Genomic DNA, 17,341 nt, shown 5'->3' on the forward strand with positions numbered 1-17,341 from the left:
CGATGCGGCGCCGCCGCACGGTGCAGAGGTCGGCGCGGTGCGCAGAACTCCGAAGCCGGCGATTTTAGTTCAGTCCGGGCTGGCCTGCAGTTCGATATCGCTCACGGGATAGGCCACGCAGGGCAGCACGCAGCCATCGGCCATTTCTTCGGCCGACAGCCCTGGCCACTCGATCTCGTAGCGCACGCTGCCCTGGCGCAGCTGCGTGAGGCAGGTGCGGCAGGTGCCGTTGCGGCAGGAACTGGGCCAGTCGATGCCACCCTGTTCGAGCGAGACCAGCAGCGGCTGGTCGGGCCAGGCATCGCACTGCGCGCCGCCGGGCGCGACGCGGGCCGTGAAAAAGGGGGCGGTCATGGGGGAAAGAAAAGAATCGCTCATGGTTCCAGGGCAGGTCAGTGGCTGGGGGCGGTGCGTTGCCACACCAGCAGCAGGTTGTTGGCGGGCAGTGCGTGGCGTGCGGCCAGGTGCAGGCCGGCGTGTTGCGCCTGGCGGGCCACGTCGCCGAGGGCGCGGATGCCCCAGGCCGGGTTCTGTGCGCGCAGGCTGGCATCGAACGCCAGGTTGCCGGGGGCGGTGGGCACGCCGTCTTCGAGATAGGGACCGTAGGTGACGAGCTGCCCCGTGGGCGCCAGGTGGCGTGCGGCGCCCTGCATCAGGCTGGCGCAGCACGCCCAGGGCGCGATGTGCAGCATGTTGGCGCAGTAGATCAGGTCAAAGGGCGCGGCAAAGGCGGGGCCGGTGCCGGGCCAGCCATCGGACAGCACATTCAGCAGCAGCGGCGCACGCACGTTCGGGGCGTCGGCGCTCCAGGCGGCTATCGACGCAAAACCCTGGGGTGTGGCATCCGTGGGCTGCCAGGTCCAGCCGGGCAAGGCTGCGCCAAAGCAGGCCGCGTGCTGGCCGGTGCCACTGGCAATCTCCAGCGCGGCGCCCTGCTGGGGCAGCAGGGCCTGCAGCACCGCCAGGATGGGGCCGCTGTTGCGCTCGGCGGCAGGGCTGTGTGCACGGGCATCGGTGGGCATGGTTGGGGTCAAAAGAGGTTGCAGCGCTTTTCCAGCAAGCAGTAATAGCTATTGAAAAAGGAGTGTGAATGGCGATGGGCGGTGCACGCGGTGATTGCTTAAAAATCGGGCAATGCGATGGATTTCTTTACGAATCAAGGACTTGGCGGCGCCATACAGGACTTGTCAAAAGTTATCCACACCATTGTCCAGTGCGGGCTGGGATAAGCCGGTATTGCTGCGGCCGGCGCTGCCTAAAAAACAGGCGGCGCAGGGGATCGCTTTACAAATCAAGCACTTGGCGTTGCCATACAGGGCTTGTCCACACTTATCCACATGATTGTCCAGCGCACGCAGGGATAACCGGCGCGGCTTGCCGGCGGCTCAGGCGGTGACCTGCACGCCTTTCCAGAACGCCACGCGGCCGCGGATTTCTTCAGCTTCTGGTTTGGGGTCGGCATAGAACCAGGCCGCGTCGGTGTTCATCTCGCCATCGACCAGCAGCGACAGGTAGCTGGCCTGCCCTTTCCAGGCGCAGGTGGTCTTGTGGTTGCTGAAGGTGAAGTACTCGCGCTTGAGCGCGCTCTCGGGAAAGTAGTGGTTGCCTTCCACCACCACGGTGTCATCGCTCTCGGCAACGACCACGCCCTTCCAGCTGGCTTTCATGGGAAATCCTTTCTCCGTAAAAATGGGTTGAATCGCTTGTTGATTAAGCGTTTGAAGCTATCAATGAAATAGTTTGACCTGCGCCACTGGTGCCTTTTCACGCGTCAGTCAAACAGCGCGTCAAAGCCCGCTTCGGGGGTGAAGCGGCGCGCGCGGTAGTGCAGCCGCGTGGGGCCGGGCAGGGCGCGCTCGCGCACCGGGTGCATGGCATCGCCGGGGTAGCAGAGCACGCGCACGCCGTCGTGGTCAAACGGTTCGGGCAGGATGAGCGGCGGGCGCTGGCTGCGTGCGGCGCTCAGCACGCTGGCCACGCTGGCGTGGCGCGCCAGATGGGCCAGGCTCATGATCTGCGGCGGGGCCAGGTCGATGGCGCCGTCGCGGTATTGCTCCAGCGCCTTGCGCGGTGCCAGCCACACGCTGTCGGTGGTTTCCTCGTCATCGTGCCGTGCGGTCTGGCCGGCGGGCGCCTGGGCGACAAAAAAGCGGGTGTCAAAGCGGCGCGTGCCCATGGTGGGTGCCAGCGGCGTGATCCAGCGCGACCAGGGCGCGAGGTGGCGCGTTTGCAGGCGCAGCCGCAGTGCCGACAGCACCTGGGCAAAAGGCTGGCCCGCGCGCAGCAGCGTACGCGCCTGGTCGGCATCCAGGGGGGTGCCGGCATCCAGCGGCTCGGCCAGCAGCAGGCCGCATTCCTCCAGCGCCTCGCGCAGCGCGGCCACGTACAGGCCGGCGGCGATGGGGCCGTCGGTGTCGGGTTCGTTCAGACTGGCATGCAAGGTGGCGTGCGGCTGGTCGAGGTGGGTGGCTGCATCGAGGGTGGAGTCCTCGGCATCCAGCTTGCCGCCGGGAAACACATACACCCCCGCCATGTTCGATGCCTTGGCGTGGCGGCGCAGCAGCAGCACCTCGGGGCCGGTGTCGGCCTCGCGCAGCAGCACCACGGTGGCGGCGGCGCGGGGAGTTTCGGAATCAACGGGTGCGGCAGGCTGCATGGGGGGCTTTCAGTGGGCCTGGCAGTCACGGGCCGGACTGGCAGGCGGGGCGTTGTGGCGTAGAGTGCAACCCTATTTTGCACATTCACAACACAGGGGGGTAATTGCAGCATGGCGATCGAATTCAAGGGCCGCGTGGCCATCGTGACGGGCGCAGGCGGTGGCCTGGGCCGTCAGCATGCGCTGGCACTGGCGGCGCGCGGCGCCAAGGTGCTGGTCAACGACCTGGGCAGCGGCGTGCATGGCGAGGGTGGCTCGGTCAGTCCGGCCCAGTCGGTGGTCGATGAAATCCGCGCCGCCGGCGGCGAGGCGCTGGCCAATGGTGCCTCGGTCACCGACTTGGCCGCCGTGCAGGCCATGGTGCAGCAGGCCATTGACGCCTGGGGTCGGGTGGACATTCTGGTGAACAACGCAGGCATCCTGCGCGACAAGAGCTTTGCCAAGATGGACATGGCGGACTTCCGCCTCGTGGTGGACGTGCACCTGATGGGCGCCGCCCATTGCTGCAAGGCCGTCTGGCCGCACATGGTGGCGCAGGACTACGGCCGCATCGTCATGACCACCTCGTCCACCGGCCTGTACGGCAACTTCGGCCAGACCAACTATGGGGCGGCCAAGCTGGCGCAGGTGGGTCTGATGCAGACGCTGGCCATCGAGGGGGCCAAGCACCACATCCATGTCAACGCCCTGGCACCCACCGCCGCCACCCGCATGACCGAGGGCCTGATGCCCGAAGAGGTGCTGGCCGCGCTCAAGCCCGAGGCCGTGGTGCCCGCCATGCTGGTGCTGGCGCACGAGAGCGCGCCCACGCGCACCATCCTGTGCGCGGGCGCGGGCACCTTCGAGGCGGCGCACATCACGCTCACGCAGGGCGTTCATCTGGGTCTGGGCGCCGATGTTCCCGAGCAACTGGCCGCGCGCCTGGCCGAGGTGACCGACCGCACTGGCGAGCTGATACCACAAAGCGGCGCGGCCCAGGGCAGCAACGAAGTGGGCAAGGCCCTGGCCGCAAGGGCTTGATCTGGCGGCAGGCGGACGGCGCGGCGCCGTGCTAAGTTCCGGGCCGACCCCGAAAATCGATAACCAAGATATGAGCACCTTGCAGCAACACATCACCGCCTGCCCCCCCGAGGCCCTGGCCGGCATCCGCCGCGGCATCGAAAAAGAGGGCCTGCGCGTGCTGCCCACGGGTGATCTGGCCCTCACGCCGCACCCGGCGGCGCTGGGCTCGGCGCTCACCCACCCCCACATCACCACCGACTACAGCGAGTCGCAGATCGAACTGGTCACGGGCGCCCACCGGGGCGTGCAGCAGTGCCTGGACGAACTCACCGAGATCCACCAGTTCGCCCTGCGCGCGCTGCACGAGCAGGGCGACGAGATGCTGTGGGTGTCGAGCATGCCGTGCCGCCTGCCCACCGACGAAACCATTCCGCTGGCGCGCTATGGCAGCTCCAACGTCGGGCGTGCCAAGAGCGTCTACCGCATGGGCCTGGGCCACCGCTATGGCCGGCGCATGCAGACCATTTGCGGCATCCACTACAACTGGTCGATGCCCGGCGTGACGAGCGAACAGTATTTCGCGCTGATCCGCAATTTCCGCCGCCATGCCTTCGTGCTGCTGTACCTGTTTGGCGCCTCGCCCGCGCTGTGCCCCTGCTTTGCGCAGGGACGCCCGCACGCCATGCAGCGCCTGAGTGAACAGGCGCTGTACCTGCCGCACGCCACCTCGCTGCGCATGGGCCGCCTGGGCTACCAGAGCGACGCGCAGGCCACGCTGGCCGTGAGCTACAACGGCCTCAGCGGCTATGCCGACTCATTGCACGAGGCGCTGACCAAGCCTTACCCCGCCTACGAGGCCGTGGGCATCGTCAACCCGGGTGGCGACTACAACCAGCTGGGCACCAGCCTGCTGCAGATCGAGAACGAGTTCTACGGCACCATCCGCCCCAAGCGCGTGATCCAGCCCGGCGAGCGCCCGCTGCACGCGCTGCGCGAGCGCGGCGTCGAATATGTCGAGGTGCGCCTGATGGACCTGGACCCATTCGTGCCCGTGGGCATCACGGCTGAAACCATGCGGCTGCTCGACGTGTTCCTGCTGCACTGCCTGCTGTCCGACAGCCCGCCCGACACGCCGCAAGAGATCACCGAGCTCAAGCACAACCAGCACCTCACGGCCGCGCGCGGCCGCGAGTCGGGCCTGTGCCTGCTGCGCAACGGGCGCAGCGTGCCGTTGGTGGACTGGGCCGCCCAGGTGCTGCAAGAGTGCGCGCCGCTGGCCGCCGCGCTGGACGCCACGCACCACAGCAGCGACTACAGCGCCGCGCTGGCCAGCGCCCGCGCCACCCTGGCCCACCCGGAGCAGACGCCTTCGGCCCGCGTGCTCGAACGCATGGCGCAAGCGCACGGCAACAGCTTCACCGGCTTCAGCACCCAGCAGTCGGCCCTGGCGCGCGATGCGCTGCTGGCCTTGCCCTGGAGCGCTGCCCAGCAGGCACGTTTTGCCGCACTGGCCGACGAATCCGTGGCGGCGCAAAAGGCCATCGAGGCAGCCGACACGCTGCCCTTTGAAGAATGGCGCCAGCACTACATGGCGGCGCAGGGCTTGGGCTGAACCGCTGGTCCACCCTGGGCGCAGGGGTGCCGGCCGGGTGTTGGTGGTTTGCAAAAATGATGGCTGCAAGCGCTTGTTCGGCAAGCGCTGGATGCCATTTCCGTTAAAAAATGACGGGCGTGATCTGCAGCAGTACCTCTTGCCGCCAGTATTCGGCCGCATCGAGGTAGTCCTCCCACACGCAGCCGTTGCAGCCGCGTCCGCAGCAGGTGGTGGGCTCGGGCGGGGGCGCGCGCAGCGCCAGGCCCTGGGCCCGGGCCTGCTGCTGCAGCGCCGCGAACATGGCGCGGGCCGAGGGGCCGTCGGTGGCGCGGGCGGGTTCCAGCATCTGAAGGGCCGCCGTCACTGCCGGCCGCGTGCCTTGGCCGCCGCTGCCCGGCGCATGGCATAGCGCACCAGGAACGCGCCGCCCAGCACCAGCGCAAACCAGCCCACCAGTGCCGACTGCGCCATGATGTCCTGCACGCCGGGCGAGCGCGCCACATAGGGCGCGATCAGCACCACCAGGCCGATCAGTGCGCAGGTGACCCCCTTGAACAAAAGCTCTTTGTCGGCCTTGTCGGCGGGGCTGGCGGGGCGGTGGGATGGTGAGGGCATGGCAGGCGTGGAACGTGAGGAGACGGGACGCGATTATCCTTGCCACCCTCAGTCCGCACCGAAACTCCAAGAAAGTACCCCTCGCATGGCCATCCAGTGGTTCCCCGGTCACATGCACCTGACCCGAAAAGCCATCACCGAACGCATCAAGGACATCGATGTGGTGATCGAGGTGCTGGACGCACGCCTGCCCGGCTCCAGCGCCAACCCGCTGCTGGCCGAACTCACGGGCCACAAACCCACGCTCAAGGTGCTCAACAAGCAGGACGTGGCCGACCCCGAGTGCACGGCGCTGTGGGTGGACTGGTACAACGCCCAGAGCGATACGCGCGCCGTGCCGCTCGATGCATCCGACCCGGCGCCCGCGCGCAAGCTCATCGACGCCTGCCACCTGCTGGCCCCGGGCCGGGGTGGCATGGCCAAGCCCATGCGCGTGCTGATCTGCGGCGTGCCCAACGTGGGCAAGTCCACGCTCATCAACACGCTCACCAACAAGCGCCAGGCCAAGACGGGCGACGAGGCCGGCATCACCAAGCTGGAGCAGCGCATCACGCTGGCCGACGATTTCTACCTGTGGGACACGCCGGGCATGCTCTGGCCGCGCATCAGCGTGGTCGAGAGCGGCTACAACCTGGCCGCCAGCGGCGCCATTGGCCGCAATGCCTACGACGAGGAACTGGTGGCGCTAGAGCTGCTGCGGCGTCTGCAGAAAAATTACGCACCGCTGCTGGAGGCCCGCTACAAGTTGGGCCTGCCTGCGGGCGTGGTGGCCGAGATGCACGACGAGGAACTGCTCGAAGCCATTGGGCGAAAGCGCGGCGCCATGCTGGGCGGCGGGCGCGTCAACCTGCAAAAAACCGCCGAGATCGTGATGACGGACTTTCGCACCGCCATTCTGGGGCGCATCACGCTGGAAACGCCGGCCGGGTTCGAGGCCTGGCGGGCCGCCGCTGCACTGCTGGAGGCCGAGCGCGAGGCCAGGAAGCAGGCGCGGGAAAACCGCAAGAAAAAGGGCAGCGGCACCCGCGAACCCTGATCAGCCGCCCGCCTGCGGTCGCCTATTTGTTCTTGTCCTTGCCGCGGGGAATGACCGCCGTGACAGGCGGCATGGGGCGGTCGGAACCGTGGCCCTCCTTGGGGGGCGATGTGTCTTTCTTCGGCTTTTTTGCCATCTTGTTGTTGTGCATTTGTCCTTTGGCCATGGATTCTCCTGGGTGGGTCTCGGGATGGGACCCCTCGGGGTGATGGTACGTCACAAAACGGCAGGGCCGGCCTGTGCCGGGGCGGTCGCTGGTGGGCCTTGGGGGTGGGACTCGGAGTCGTTCACGCGCCGGCCGTGATGCTGGGGCGCCCGCTCAGAACGACGAGCCCGGCTGGGCCAGAAATGCCAGCTCGCCCGGCGTGGACACGCGCCCCAGCGTGGCGTTGCGGTGCGGGTAGCGGCCAAAGCGCGCAATGATGTCGCGGTGCGCCACTTCGAAGCGCAGGTTGGACTCCAGTCCCGGCTGGTCGAACAGCACCATGGCCTGGGCGTGGATGGCGCTGGATTCGCTGTGCATGTAGGGCAGGTAGGCAAAGGCGCGCTGCGCCGGGGGCAGGGCCGCATCGTGGCCGCCGGCCACCAGTTCCTGGGCCAGCACCAGGGCCTGGGCATCCTGTGCAAACGCCAGCGGCGTGCCGCGATGGATGTTGCGCGAGAACTGGTCGAGCACCACGATCTCGGCCAGGCGGCCTTGCGGCGTGGCACGCCACCTCCACAGCGCACAGCGCTGCGCCGCCTCCCAGGTGGGGCCGAAGCGCACGCGGATCATGGCGTCGATCGCGTCTTCCTGGGCAAAGTGCTGCGCCGGCGAGAGTTCTTCGAACCAGAAATGGAGGATGTCTTCGGCTTGCATGGTGTGGGAATTTTGGTCGAATATGCTTGTAGCGCTGGATGATAAAGCGCTGCGTGCTCTTAAATATGTAGCGATAGGTTGAAGGCGCTCCCGGAAGGCCTGCGCAGACCGGCTAGCGCGCGCGGCTTGACGGCTTCCACGGCAGGCGTGCCAGCAGCCGTTGCCAGTCGGCGGTGGGGGCGTCGTCGTCGTGCGCTGGCTCCGCATGGAGGGGCTCCCAGGCCGCGCCGGGGTGGTTGCCTGTGGGCCATTGCAGGCCGCTGTCCAGCGCCAGGGCCACGCCCGTCACCGGGTGGGGCAGCGTGAGCTGCCAGGCATGCAGCCACAGCCTTTGCTGGCCCAGCCGCTCGGCCCACCAGCGGTTGAGCGGGCCCTTGCCATGCGTGGCATCGCCAATGATGGGGTGCGCCAGGTGCTTGAGGTGGCGGCGGATCTGGTGGCGTCTGCCGGTGGTGGGCACCGCCTCCACCAGCGAGGCACGGGTGCTGGCAAAGCGTGCGTCGCTGGCCTCGGGCAGCGTGAGCTGCGCCAGGCGGCGAAAACGGGTGTGGGCGTCCTGCACGGCGGCATCCGAAGGGGCATCGTCGGGTTTGAGCGCGTGGTCCACTTCGATGGCTTCGGGTGCCCAGCCGCGCACCAGGGCCAGGTAGCGCTTGGTGGTGGCCCCGTGCTCGAAGGCCTGCGACAGCGCGCGGGCCGCATCGCTGTGCAGCGCCATCACCAGCACGCCGCAGGTGCCCTTGTCGAGCCGGTGCACGGGGTACACATGCTGGCCCAGCTGGTCGCGCAGGGTCTGCATCACAAAACGTGTCTCGCCCGCGTCCAGCCCCGTGCGGTGCACCAGCCAGCCCGCGGGCTTGTAGACGGCCACCAGGTGCGCGTCGCGCCAGAGGATGTGCAAGGGGGGCGTCATGGGGATTGTCATGGTGGCAAGGCGGTGGCTGGGCATTGTGCTGCCTGCGTGGCGTGCATTCGGGTCATGGCGCTTTCGCCATGCACGCACGCGACAATCGCAGGCACCATGAAAACCATTCTCCCCCTGCAACTGCTGGTTGCCCCCGACAAGAACGACCCCGCGCCCCTGGTCCTGTACCACGGCCGCAATTGCCCCGATGGTTTTGGCGCCGCGCTGGCCGCATGGCTGTACTACGGCGACGGCGCTGAATACCGGGGGCTGGACCATGGCGAGGTCCAGTCGGTGGAGGACCTGCCGGCCCTGGACGGGCGCGCTGTCTATATTCTCGATTTTTCATTCGAGGCCGGCATCCTGCGCGCCATCGAAGCGCGTGCCGCCAAGCTGGTGATGCTGGACCACCACAAAAGCGCCGCCGAAAAACTCACCGGCTTTGCCTGCCGCTGCGGCGTGGTGCACTTTGACATGGGCAAGTCGGGCGCGCGCCTGGCGTGGGAGTTCTTTCACCCCGACCAGCCGGTTCCGGAGCTGCTGAAATACATCGAGGACCGCGACATCTGGAAATGGGAGTTCCCCGAAAGCGCGGCCTTTCTGTCTGCCCTCGACATGGAACCCCAGAGCTTTGTGCGCTGGCGCGAGATTGCCGCCTTCACCCCCGACCAGATCGCGGCCTTCATGGCGCGGGGCGCGGCCATGGATGAAAAATACCGCAAGCTCGCCGCTGATCTGGCCGAGGGCGCGCAGCCCCTGGTGTTCAACGGCATCGAGGGCCTGATGGTCAACGCGCCCGGCATGTTCCACAGCCTGGTGGGCGACATGCTGTCGGCCAAGACGGGCACCTTTGCGCTGATGTGGAGCGCGGGCGCCAAGGGTGTGAAGGTGGGGCTGCGTGCGCAGCGCAATTTCGACTGCATTGCGCTGGCCGAAAGCATGGGCGGTGGTGGCCATGCGCAGGCCTGTGGTTTCAAGATGGGGGCCGAGCGGCTCACCGAACTGCTCAGCGGCGTTTTTAACGCCCGGCCTGGGGCCACCGATTGAAACCTGCCCGAAGGCATGGCGCGGCGCGATCAACGCTGGTGCCGGTGCCGATAGGCCCACGGTGCCTGCGGGCGTGGCTGCGCCCACAGACCCCTGCGGCTGGCGCGGGCCTGCTGCTGCAATGGCGCCAGGTGCGGGTGCTGGTCGGCATAGGGCGTGTACACCCATGCCAGGCCGGCGCTGACCTGCGCCGCCGCGGCATCGGTGGTGCCGCAGCGCACGGTGGCCACGGTGCGGCCATAGGCATCGTGTGACAGGCGGTGCAGCGTGGCGCGCTGCCGAAAGCAGATCTGCGCCAGGTGCTGCCGTGCCTTCTGGCCAAAGGCCTGCTTGCGCTCGGGGGCGTCGATGGCCGCGATGCGCACCTTCACCTGTTGGTAGGCACCGGGTGCACCGCAGCGGGCGGTGAGGGTATCGCCGTCGCTGATGGCGACGACCAGGCAGAGCAGGACAGAAACGGACACGGGTACGTGGGTGGAGCAGATCAGGCCCATGGCGATGGGCGTGTGGTGGCCGGCGCAGGCAGTGCGCACGAGGCGGTGACTATAAGCCCGGCGTACCCCCCCGCGGCGAAGCTGCAGGGGTGCAACGGGGCGGTGGGGCCCTCCGGTGCCAGGTGCGCCAGGCCAGCGCGCTTCCCACCACCAGGCCCACGGCGTCGGCCAGCCAGTCGCCCCATTCGCCATAGCGCCAGCCGGTGGCGGCCTGCGCCAGTTCGATGGCGCCGCCAAAAGCCAGCAAGCCCACGGCCAGGCGCCAGGGCCGGCGCGGATAGGCCAGCAGGCCCAGTGCGGCCAGCGCGGCAAATGCCAGGGCGTGCTGGGCCTTGTCCCACAGGCTGAAGACCGGTGGCGGCAGGTAGGCAATGGGCATCAGCGACAGCACCGCAACGCACAGCGCCAGGGCCCAGAACCCCACCACCAGACCCCGGTGCAGCCAGTGCGGATGGCGTGCGCCGGCCCTCATGCGGCACCGCCTTGCGCGGCGGGCAGGTTTTTTTCCAGCAGCCGCACCAGCGTGTGCAGCAGCCGGTTGACGGGCGTGGCAATGCCCAGCGCCTCGCCCCGGCGCACGATGAAGCCGTTGAGGTGGTCGATCTCGCTGCGTTTGCCGCGTGCCAGGTCCTGCGCGGTGGAGGACATCTGCGCGGGCATGGTGGCTGCGAGCCGCAGCACGGCATCCAGGGTGTCCGCGGGCAACGCGATGCCGCTGGCCTGCGCCACCCGTTGGCATTCGTGCACGATGTCCTGCATCACCCGGGGCACGTCAAGGGGGCTGTCCATGATCTCGCCATAGGTCAGCCGGGTGATGGCCGACAAGGCGTTGTAGGCGCAGTTGAGCACCAGCTTGGCCCACAGCGCGACCGCCACGTCGTCGGACACCTGCACGGGCACGCCCGCTGCGCCCAGGGTGGTGGCGATATCCGCACTGGCGGGCGAAGGGGCAATGACCAGTTCGCCGCGCCCGTGGTGGCGCACATGGCCGGGGCCGGCCATCTCGGTGGCCACGTACACCACGGCCAGGATGACGAGCCGCCCAATAACCGCCTGCAGGCGCTCGGCATTGTCCACGCCGTTTTGCAGGCTGAGCACGACCGTGCCCTCGGCCAGGTGCGGGGCCAGCGCGCGGCCCGCGCTTTCGGTGTCGGTGGACTTGACGCACACCAGCACCCACTGCGCGCCGCGCACGGCGCTGGCATTGGTGCCGGCCGCCACGCGCATCCGCTGCGTGAATGCCTGCGTTTCGAGCAGCAGGCCCTGGGCGTTCATGGCCTCGGCGTGGTGCGCGCGGGCAATCAAGGTGACCTCGTGGCCTGCGCGCGCCAGCATGCCGCCGTAGTAGCAACCCACGGCGCCCGCGCCCATCACGGCAATCTTCATGGAACCCTCTCTGTCGGAAGCCCGGCGGGCACTGGTGGCGGCGGCACCTTGCCCCGCTGCACCAGTCCGCCCGGGCAAAGGCGCCATTGTGCGATGCCGTGGGCCTGGGCCCCCGTTGCGGGGAACCGGAGCCCCGCTTTGCTGTCAGAACAGATTTTGAGAATCGGGGTGGCATGATCCTGCGATGCCCGAGACAATTTTCGCCCCGAGGAGTGCCCGGTTTTGAGTCTGCCCTGGATGCCCCAACGCACCCCTTTTCACACCGCTGCCCATGCGCCCGTGGCGCGCTGGAGCCCGATGATTGCTCTGTGCCTTGTGGCCCTGTCGGCCCTGCTGGCCGGGTGCTCCGCACCGTCCAAGGTGTTCTCACCGCAGGAAAGTTTTGGTTCGGTGGCCACCTATTCGCGCCTGTTCGACGCCTCGCCCGCGCAGACCTGCGAGGCCGCCCGGCGCGCCCTGCTGAGCCAGGGGTACATCATCAACACCCATCTGGCCGAGATGGTGGAGGGCAAGAAGAACTTTCAGCCCGAGGCCGACGCCCATCTGCAGATGATGATCCGCGTGGTGTGCGTGCCCGAAAGCGCCCAGGGCAAGGTCAGCCTGGGGTTTGTGACCGCCGTGCAGGAGCAGTACACCCTCAAGAAGAGCAACAACTCCGCCAGCCTGGGCGTGGGGGGCGTGGGCTCGGTGTCGCTGCCGCTGCTGTCCAGCGACGAAGCCTTGGTCAAGGTGGGCAGCGAAACCATTGCCTCGGATGCCTTCTACGACAGTTTTTTCGACCTCATCAAGCGCTATCTGGTCCTGGGTGAGCCCACGGTGGAATAGGGCGGCAGCGGGGGGCGGGCCAGTGGTGCCGGTTCGCCCGACTCATTCTCTCCGTCCGCCCAGGTGCCCGGCGCCAGCCCCTGCAGTGTGTAGGGCCCGATGGCCGCGCGAATGAGCCGCAGCGTGGGGTGGCCTACGGCGGCCGTCATGCGGCGCACCTGGCGGTTGCGCCCCTCGCGGATGATGAGCTCGATCCACGCGGTGGGAATGGCCTTGCGCTCGCGGATGGGCGGGTTGCGCGCCCACACCGCCGGCGGTGGCTCCAGCAGGCGCGCCTTGGCGGGCAGGGTGGGGCCATCGTTGAGCTGCACCCCGCTGCGCAGTGCGGCCAGCGCGGCTTCATCCGGCACGCCCTCCACCTGCACCCAGTAGGTTTTCTCCATCTTGAAGCGCGGGTCGGCAATGCGGGCCTGCAGCTTGCCGTCGTCGGTGAGCAGCAGCAAGCCCTCGCTGTCGGCATCCAGCCGCCCGGCCACGTACACGCCGGGCAGGGCGATGTAGTCCTTGAGTCCCTGCCATTTGCCTTCGGCCGTGAACTGGCTCAGCACGCCATAGGGTTTGTTGAAACGGATCAGGCGGGCGGTCATGAATGGGGTTCGGTGGCGCGGTGGTGCAGTGGCGGGTGGTCGAGCATAGCGCGCTGTGCTGGTGCTGGCGCCACTAGGCCCGCAAGCCGCAGGCGGGTGGATTCGTCAGCGTCTGGTCGGATGGAAGGGCTGATTCTTGAAGGGTAAAATCGCCGGGTGGCGCTACTGTTGTTTGCGCCATTTGCTATTTAATCAGTAGCAAAACCATCTGGGCAAGTGTTGCCTGACCCCCCATCAAGGAATCCAGGAGGCACCGCCATGATCACCATTCAGCTCGATATCGCCCAGACCATCGGCATCGCCGCAGTGTTGCTGGTGGTCGGCGAGTTCGTCAAAAAGCGCGTGGACGTGCTCTCGCGCTACTTCATCCCCGGCCCCATCATCGGCGGGCTGGTGTTCTCGGTCATTGCGTTGATCGGGCACGAGACAGGCCTGTTCGCCTTCGAGTTTTACGACAACATGCGCGCGTTTTTGCTGCTGGTGTTTTTCACCACCATCGGCTTTTCAGCCAGCTTTGAGCTGCTCAAAAAAGGTGGCGTGGGTGTGGCGCTGTTTCTTGCGGCAGCGGTAGGGCTGGTGGTGCTGCAGAACCTGCTGGGCGCCGGGCTGGCTGCAGCGCTGGGCGTGCATCCGCTGCTTGGTGTGGCGGCGGGGTCCATCTCACTCACGGGCGGGCATGGCACGTCCGCCGCGTTTGGCCCGCTGCTGGAGCAGGCCGGCGCCGCTGGCGCGCTGCCTGCCGCCATTGCGGCAGCCACCTATGGCCTGGTATCTGGCTGTGTGATTGGTGGCCCGCTGGGCACCCTGCTCATGCGCCGCAATGGTCTGCACCCCACCGGATCCACCGCGGGCGCAACACCGACGGTGTCCATCCTGCCAACACCCGCCTCCGCCCCCACCGGCGATACGGTGATGTACGCCAGCATCCTGATCACCGTGTGCATCGGCGCGGGTACGTTGCTGGTCAACTGGCTCAAGGGCATGGGCATCACGCTGCCCTCGTACCTGGGGCCCATGCTGGTGGCCGCCGTGGTGCGCAACATCATCGACTGGCGCGACGCAGAACTGCCACTGCGCCAGTTCGAGGTGGTGGGCAATGTCTCGCTGGCGTTCTTTCTGGCCATGGCGCTCATGTCGATGAAGCTGTGGGAGCTGGCCGAGGTGGCCGGGCCACTGCTGGTGATCCTGCTGGCGCAGACCGTGCTGATGTTTGCGTACGCCTATTGCGTCACCTTCCGCGTGGCGGGGGGCGACTACGACGCTGCCGTCATCGCCGCTGGCCACTGCGGCTTTGGCATGGGCGCCACACCCAATGCCATGGCCAACATGCAGGCGTTCACCGCAGTCAATGGCCCGTCGGTGAAGGCGTTTTTTGTGATCCCGCTGGTGGGCTCGCTGTTCATCGACTTCTTCAACGCGGTGATCATCACCGGCTTCATGAATTACTTGAAGTAGCCCGTCGAGGCGCTGCGCGCCACCCATCACCGTGAAACGGACGGGGCCTGGGCGAGGGACGCCAAGCCAAGGGCCGCCCCGCGGCGAAGGCGCCGCAGGTGACACAGGGGGCCACCTATAAAAACAGTGATGGGTCCACCATGGTGCGGTTGAGCATCACGCCCCAGTGCAGGTGCGGGCCGGTCACGCGGCCGGTGGCGCCCACCTTGCAAAACGCCGCGCCCGCCTGCAGCACATCGCCCACACGTGCGTCCATGCTGCTCAGGTGGCAGTACATGCTGAGCAGGCCCTGGCCGTGGTCCAGCCACACCGTACCGCCGTTGAAGAAATAATCGCCCACATCAATCACCCGCGCGGGCAGCGGCGCCACGACGGGTGTGCCTGTGGCGGCGGCAATGTCCATGCCGCTGTGCGGATTGCGCGGCTGGCCGTTGAACACGCGCCGCAGCCCGAACGAACTGGACCGCCGCCCCGGCACCGGCACCTGCATGCGCAGCGAGGGCAGATTGCCGTCCGCCGGCGCACTCCAGGTCGCCATCACCTGCGCCTGGTGGTCGCGCTCGCGCTCGTAGCGGGCCTGGTCCTGGGGCGACAGGTCCACCGTGCGCGGTGGTACCTTGAGGTGCTGCTCCTGGTACCGCTTGGGCGCCACGGTGTAGGGCACCTGCCGCACCTTCCGCGCATTGCCGCCATCGGTCTGCACGACGCTGATGTGCGCATCACCCGGCGCTGCCGCCAGTGGTATGCCCACCAGGGCCGTCCACTCGATGGCATCGCCCACCACCAGCACCGGCACATCGGCATCGCCCTGGCGCACCTGCGCCACCGGCCGCGTGGCCGCCGGACCCAGCGACAGGCGCGCCACGCCACCGGGCACCTGCAGCGCCTGTGGCCACACGCTGGGGGGCGTGGGCTGCGGCCTGGCATCGCGGCCCAGGGCGGGCAGCGCAAGCAGGCCGCCCGCGCCCAGCAGGGCAGCGCGGCGGGTGAGCAGGTGGGGGATGGTGGGGTGAAAGACAGGAGCGGACACGGCGGTGGCAGATATTGGTTGAGGGGAGTTGAGATAAAGAGAGAGTGGGCGGCGCGATAAATCGGGATTTTCGGGGCTATCGCGGGATTGAGTGGGATGGGGTCTTGAAAATCTCTTTCCGAACATGAAAACCAGCGCCAAAGTAGAAAAAGCGCCGTTTTGGGCGCTTTTTGCATTTTGCCGCAGCTAGTTCCCCAGGTCGTTCAACCATACGCCAAGGATGTCCAGCACCGCCGCCTCATCGTCCAGGATCGGCAAACAGCAAACAGCAAACAGCAAACAGCAAACAGCAAACAGCAAACAGCAAACAGCAAACAGCAACCTGCGCCGTGGCATGTGCTTGGTGCCCCACTCGTGGAATGCCGCGTAGGGCTGGCCGAAGCCAACGCGCGCACTGGTGGTGTCGGCCTGGTGGTTCAGGCTGGTGAGGATGTCGCCGTAGCGGTTCAGCAAGCGGCGGTTGCCGTCTTCCGAGTAGCGGTCCACGGTGGACTGCGCCCATGGCACCCACCCACACCGCCACTAGCAAGGCCGTCATTTAAGGCCCCCTCAATGTTGAAAACGAAGTTTCACTTCCCGCAGGCTTGCATCACCCGAATCGTCTTCCAACGCTCGGCCCGCTCAGCATCGGACACCGTCATGCTGGATGCGGATGTGATCGCGTTGTTGATCTCGTGCTGTGTTGGGCAACGGCCAGTGGCACGGGCTGGCGCTGCACCAATTGGCGAGCCTGGCCTGTACTGGATCGAATCAACCACACCATTGCGCGTGTACACCAACCAGGTTTCCTGCGGGCGCTCATAGATCACCTGCTCAGACTGGGTGCCGTTGTAGTTATTGGCGTTGACTTTGGTTGCCAGTCCCATCGCCTCCTGAAGCTGAGCCAACGTCATTCCCACCAGTGGCTTGCGCGTACGAATGGCCTCGGCCATCTCGTTGTCGCGTTTCATTTTTTCAAGGCGGGCTTGTGCATCCCCGGTGGCACCGACACTGGCCGCAGGTGCGGACGTTGATCGAATGTTGAGCTTCTCGCCCTTGCCATCGGCACAAGGCGCATCCTGAAACACCACCTTGCCATCCGGTCCTGTGCACTTGTTGATGGCCCAGGCCGGGGTGGCAGACAGCATCACGGCCGTGAGAAGAATGGCTGGTTTGAACATGGCTCCGCTCCCTTGTCTTTACTTTCGGTTGCGCTCAATGCTTTCTTGGCGTGCGGCATGGAATGCCGCCATCGCCTGCGGCCCGCTTTCCAGGGCGTGTTCCCATCCCTTGGTCAACGCAGTCTTGTCGGCTGCGGTAGCTGGTTTCAGTTTCTCCAACAAGCTGGCATACGCAGTTTGTTTTTGCTCATAGCCGGCATGCAGGTCGAGCCGTTTGGCACGGTTGCAAATCAGCATGGCATCTCCGTACAGTCGGTGAAGCAAAAAACGGCACTGGTGCGGCGCACCTATGCCTGTGCGGCAGCCCGCCTTGCGCAGACCCCTTGGTGGCAGGGGCTCAGTGCGTCACAAACTCGTAAGTCACCGCCTCGCTCTCCACCATGTCCAGGATGTCGTTGAGCACATCGTCGTCATCGGTGCTGCTCCAGGTTTCCTCGGGGTTGCTGGCAAACAGCGGCTCGATGGCCACGTCCATGAACACGCCATTGGGCAGCTTGAGCACCGGCGTGCCTTCGGACGTGCCCACCAGTTCCCAGTCGTCCGGCACGGACATTTCAAGCTGGATGGTGACATTGAGTTTTTTCATGGCGGTTTCCTTGGAGGATAAGGCGGCGAGGGTAACCCAATTTGGTGACAAACGGGTGTTTGGCGCAGCAGGAGTATGCGCCATAAGCTATCAAAAAGAGAGCGT

General features: G+C 66.8%; 24 protein-coding genes. 6 read left to right on the forward strand and 18 right to left on the reverse strand.

All coding sequences use genetic code 11. The annotated features are described in order from the left end of the window. Window positions 1-69 precede the first annotated feature (69 nt). From AC1Q5S_RS11695 to AC1Q5S_RS11710, 4 genes are all read right to left on the reverse strand, one after another. The gene (locus AC1Q5S_RS11695) at window positions 70-378 is read right to left on the reverse strand and encodes a 2Fe-2S iron-sulfur cluster-binding protein (protein ID WP_492238919.1); all 309 of its coding nucleotides are present in this window, start codon (window positions 376-378) and stop codon (window positions 70-72) included. 14 nt (window positions 379-392) lie between these two features. Continuing rightward, window positions 393-1,022, reverse strand: coding sequence for a DUF938 domain-containing protein (locus AC1Q5S_RS11700; RefSeq protein ID WP_422203723.1), 630 nt, complete (start codon window positions 1,020-1,022; stop codon window positions 393-395). A 363-nt stretch (window positions 1,023-1,385) separates the two neighbouring features. Next, the gene (locus AC1Q5S_RS11705) at window positions 1,386-1,667 is read right to left on the reverse strand and encodes a DUF427 domain-containing protein (protein ID WP_303838243.1); all 282 of its coding nucleotides are present in this window, start codon (window positions 1,665-1,667) and stop codon (window positions 1,386-1,388) included. 104 nt (window positions 1,668-1,771) lie between these two features. Then, complete coding sequence (locus tag AC1Q5S_RS11710; protein ID WP_303838241.1) at window positions 1,772-2,656, reverse strand: NUDIX hydrolase; 885 nt, start codon at window positions 2,654-2,656, stop codon at window positions 1,772-1,774. 111 nt (window positions 2,657-2,767) lie between these two features. On the opposite strand from AC1Q5S_RS11710, the gene AC1Q5S_RS11715 reads away from it, so the two are divergent. Together AC1Q5S_RS11715 and gshA are read left to right on the forward strand one after the other, a co-directional pair. Beyond that, window positions 2,768-3,676, forward strand: a complete 909-nt coding sequence (locus AC1Q5S_RS11715; RefSeq protein ID WP_303838239.1) for an SDR family NAD(P)-dependent oxidoreductase — start codon at window positions 2,768-2,770, stop codon at window positions 3,674-3,676. Between the two features lie 70 nt (window positions 3,677-3,746). After that, on the forward strand, window positions 3,747-5,270 hold the full coding sequence (gshA, locus tag AC1Q5S_RS11720) for a glutamate--cysteine ligase (protein ID WP_422203720.1): 1,524 nt from the start codon (window positions 3,747-3,749) through the stop codon (window positions 5,268-5,270). 103 nt (window positions 5,271-5,373) lie between these two features. Here the strand turns inward: gshA and AC1Q5S_RS11725 are convergent, their stop codons facing one another. Both AC1Q5S_RS11725 and AC1Q5S_RS11730 read right to left on the reverse strand, forming a co-directional pair. After that, a complete protein-coding gene (locus AC1Q5S_RS11725) occupies window positions 5,374-5,598 on the reverse strand; it encodes an oxidoreductase-like domain-containing protein (protein ID WP_422203718.1) in 225 nt (74 codons plus the stop codon). Between the two features lie 14 nt (window positions 5,599-5,612). After that, the gene (locus AC1Q5S_RS11730) at window positions 5,613-5,867 is read right to left on the reverse strand and encodes a hypothetical protein (protein ID WP_303838316.1); all 255 of its coding nucleotides are present in this window, start codon (window positions 5,865-5,867) and stop codon (window positions 5,613-5,615) included. Window positions 5,868-5,952: 85 nt separating this feature from the next. Between AC1Q5S_RS11730 and ylqF the strand changes: the two genes are divergently transcribed. Further along, window positions 5,953-6,903, forward strand: coding sequence for a ribosome biogenesis GTPase YlqF (gene ylqF, locus AC1Q5S_RS11735; protein WP_303838317.1), 951 nt, complete (start codon window positions 5,953-5,955; stop codon window positions 6,901-6,903). Between the two features lie 22 nt (window positions 6,904-6,925). On the opposite strand, the gene AC1Q5S_RS11740 is transcribed toward ylqF, so the two are convergent. The 3 genes from AC1Q5S_RS11740 to AC1Q5S_RS11750 form a co-directional block, all read right to left on the reverse strand. Next, complete coding sequence (locus tag AC1Q5S_RS11740; protein ID WP_167544077.1) at window positions 6,926-7,069, reverse strand: hypothetical protein; 144 nt, start codon at window positions 7,067-7,069, stop codon at window positions 6,926-6,928. 153 nt (window positions 7,070-7,222) lie between these two features. Then, window positions 7,223-7,762, reverse strand: coding sequence for a DUF924 family protein (locus AC1Q5S_RS11745; protein ID WP_303838319.1), 540 nt, complete (start codon window positions 7,760-7,762; stop codon window positions 7,223-7,225). Window positions 7,763-7,874: 112 nt separating this feature from the next. Continuing rightward, complete coding sequence (locus AC1Q5S_RS11750) at window positions 7,875-8,687, reverse strand: pseudouridine synthase (RefSeq protein ID WP_422203715.1); 813 nt, start codon at window positions 8,685-8,687, stop codon at window positions 7,875-7,877. Between the two features lie 96 nt (window positions 8,688-8,783). On the opposite strand from AC1Q5S_RS11750, the gene AC1Q5S_RS11755 reads away from it, so the two are divergent. Further along, complete coding sequence (locus tag AC1Q5S_RS11755) at window positions 8,784-9,713, forward strand: DHH family phosphoesterase (RefSeq protein WP_422203713.1); 930 nt, start codon at window positions 8,784-8,786, stop codon at window positions 9,711-9,713. Between the two features lie 29 nt (window positions 9,714-9,742). Here the strand turns inward: AC1Q5S_RS11755 and AC1Q5S_RS11760 are convergent, their stop codons facing one another. From AC1Q5S_RS11760 to AC1Q5S_RS11770, 3 genes are read right to left on the reverse strand one after another with little or no spacing between them, the layout of a single operon-like run. Further along, window positions 9,743-10,207, reverse strand: coding sequence for a thermonuclease family protein (locus AC1Q5S_RS11760; protein WP_303837492.1), 465 nt, complete (start codon window positions 10,205-10,207; stop codon window positions 9,743-9,745). 49 nt (window positions 10,208-10,256) lie between these two features. Then, entirely contained in the window at window positions 10,257-10,679 is a 423-nt protein-coding gene (locus AC1Q5S_RS11765; protein WP_303837486.1) for a VanZ family protein, read from the reverse strand. Next, a complete protein-coding gene (locus AC1Q5S_RS11770; protein WP_422202612.1) occupies window positions 10,676-11,680 on the reverse strand; it encodes a ketopantoate reductase family protein in 1,005 nt (334 codons plus the stop codon). The genes AC1Q5S_RS11765 and AC1Q5S_RS11770 overlap by 4 nt, the downstream gene beginning before the upstream one ends. 210 nt (window positions 11,681-11,890) lie before the next feature. On the opposite strand from AC1Q5S_RS11770, the gene AC1Q5S_RS11775 reads away from it, so the two are divergent. Further along, entirely contained in the window at window positions 11,891-12,418 is a 528-nt protein-coding gene (locus AC1Q5S_RS11775) for a DUF2242 domain-containing protein (protein WP_303837490.1), read from the forward strand. On the opposite strand, the gene AC1Q5S_RS11780 is transcribed toward AC1Q5S_RS11775, so the two are convergent. Next, window positions 12,385-13,005 carry a pseudouridine synthase gene (locus AC1Q5S_RS11780; protein WP_422202613.1) on the reverse strand — a complete coding sequence of 207 codons (621 nt, stop codon included), beginning with the start codon at window positions 13,003-13,005 and terminating at the stop codon, window positions 12,385-12,387. The genes AC1Q5S_RS11775 and AC1Q5S_RS11780 overlap by 34 nt on opposite strands. 258 nt (window positions 13,006-13,263) lie before the next feature. On the opposite strand from AC1Q5S_RS11780, the gene gltS reads away from it, so the two are divergent. Continuing rightward, the gene (gltS, locus tag AC1Q5S_RS11785; RefSeq protein WP_303837483.1) at window positions 13,264-14,460 is read left to right on the forward strand and encodes a sodium/glutamate symporter; all 1,197 of its coding nucleotides are present in this window, start codon (window positions 13,264-13,266) and stop codon (window positions 14,458-14,460) included. Between the two features lie 115 nt (window positions 14,461-14,575). Here gltS and AC1Q5S_RS11790 read toward each other — a convergent pair whose 3' ends face one another. The 5 genes from AC1Q5S_RS11790 to AC1Q5S_RS11810 all read right to left on the reverse strand — a co-directional run bounded on the left by AC1Q5S_RS11790 (window position 14,576) and on the right by AC1Q5S_RS11810 (window position 17,236). Continuing rightward, window positions 14,576-15,490 (reverse strand): peptidoglycan DD-metalloendopeptidase family protein, encoded by a 915-nt coding sequence (locus AC1Q5S_RS11790; protein WP_492238923.1) that lies wholly within the window; start codon window positions 15,488-15,490, stop codon window positions 14,576-14,578. Between the two features lie 186 nt (window positions 15,491-15,676). Beyond that, window positions 15,677-15,943 (reverse strand): phage virion morphogenesis protein, encoded by a 267-nt coding sequence (locus tag AC1Q5S_RS11795; protein ID WP_492238925.1) that lies wholly within the window; start codon window positions 15,941-15,943, stop codon window positions 15,677-15,679. Between the two features lie 116 nt (window positions 15,944-16,059). Next, window positions 16,060-16,650 (reverse strand): DUF4124 domain-containing protein, encoded by a 591-nt coding sequence (locus AC1Q5S_RS11800; protein ID WP_303837478.1) that lies wholly within the window; start codon window positions 16,648-16,650, stop codon window positions 16,060-16,062. Between the two features lie 18 nt (window positions 16,651-16,668). Next, window positions 16,669-16,887 carry a hypothetical protein gene (locus AC1Q5S_RS11805; protein WP_303837476.1) on the reverse strand — a complete coding sequence of 73 codons (219 nt, stop codon included), beginning with the start codon at window positions 16,885-16,887 and terminating at the stop codon, window positions 16,669-16,671. Window positions 16,888-16,987: 100 nt separating this feature from the next. Beyond that, window positions 16,988-17,236 carry a hypothetical protein gene (locus AC1Q5S_RS11810; RefSeq protein ID WP_087746685.1) on the reverse strand — a complete coding sequence of 83 codons (249 nt, stop codon included), beginning with the start codon at window positions 17,234-17,236 and terminating at the stop codon, window positions 16,988-16,990. Window positions 17,237-17,341 lie beyond the last annotated feature (105 nt).

The organism is Acidovorax sp. GW835-FHT14B10 (genome assembly GCF_058793725.1).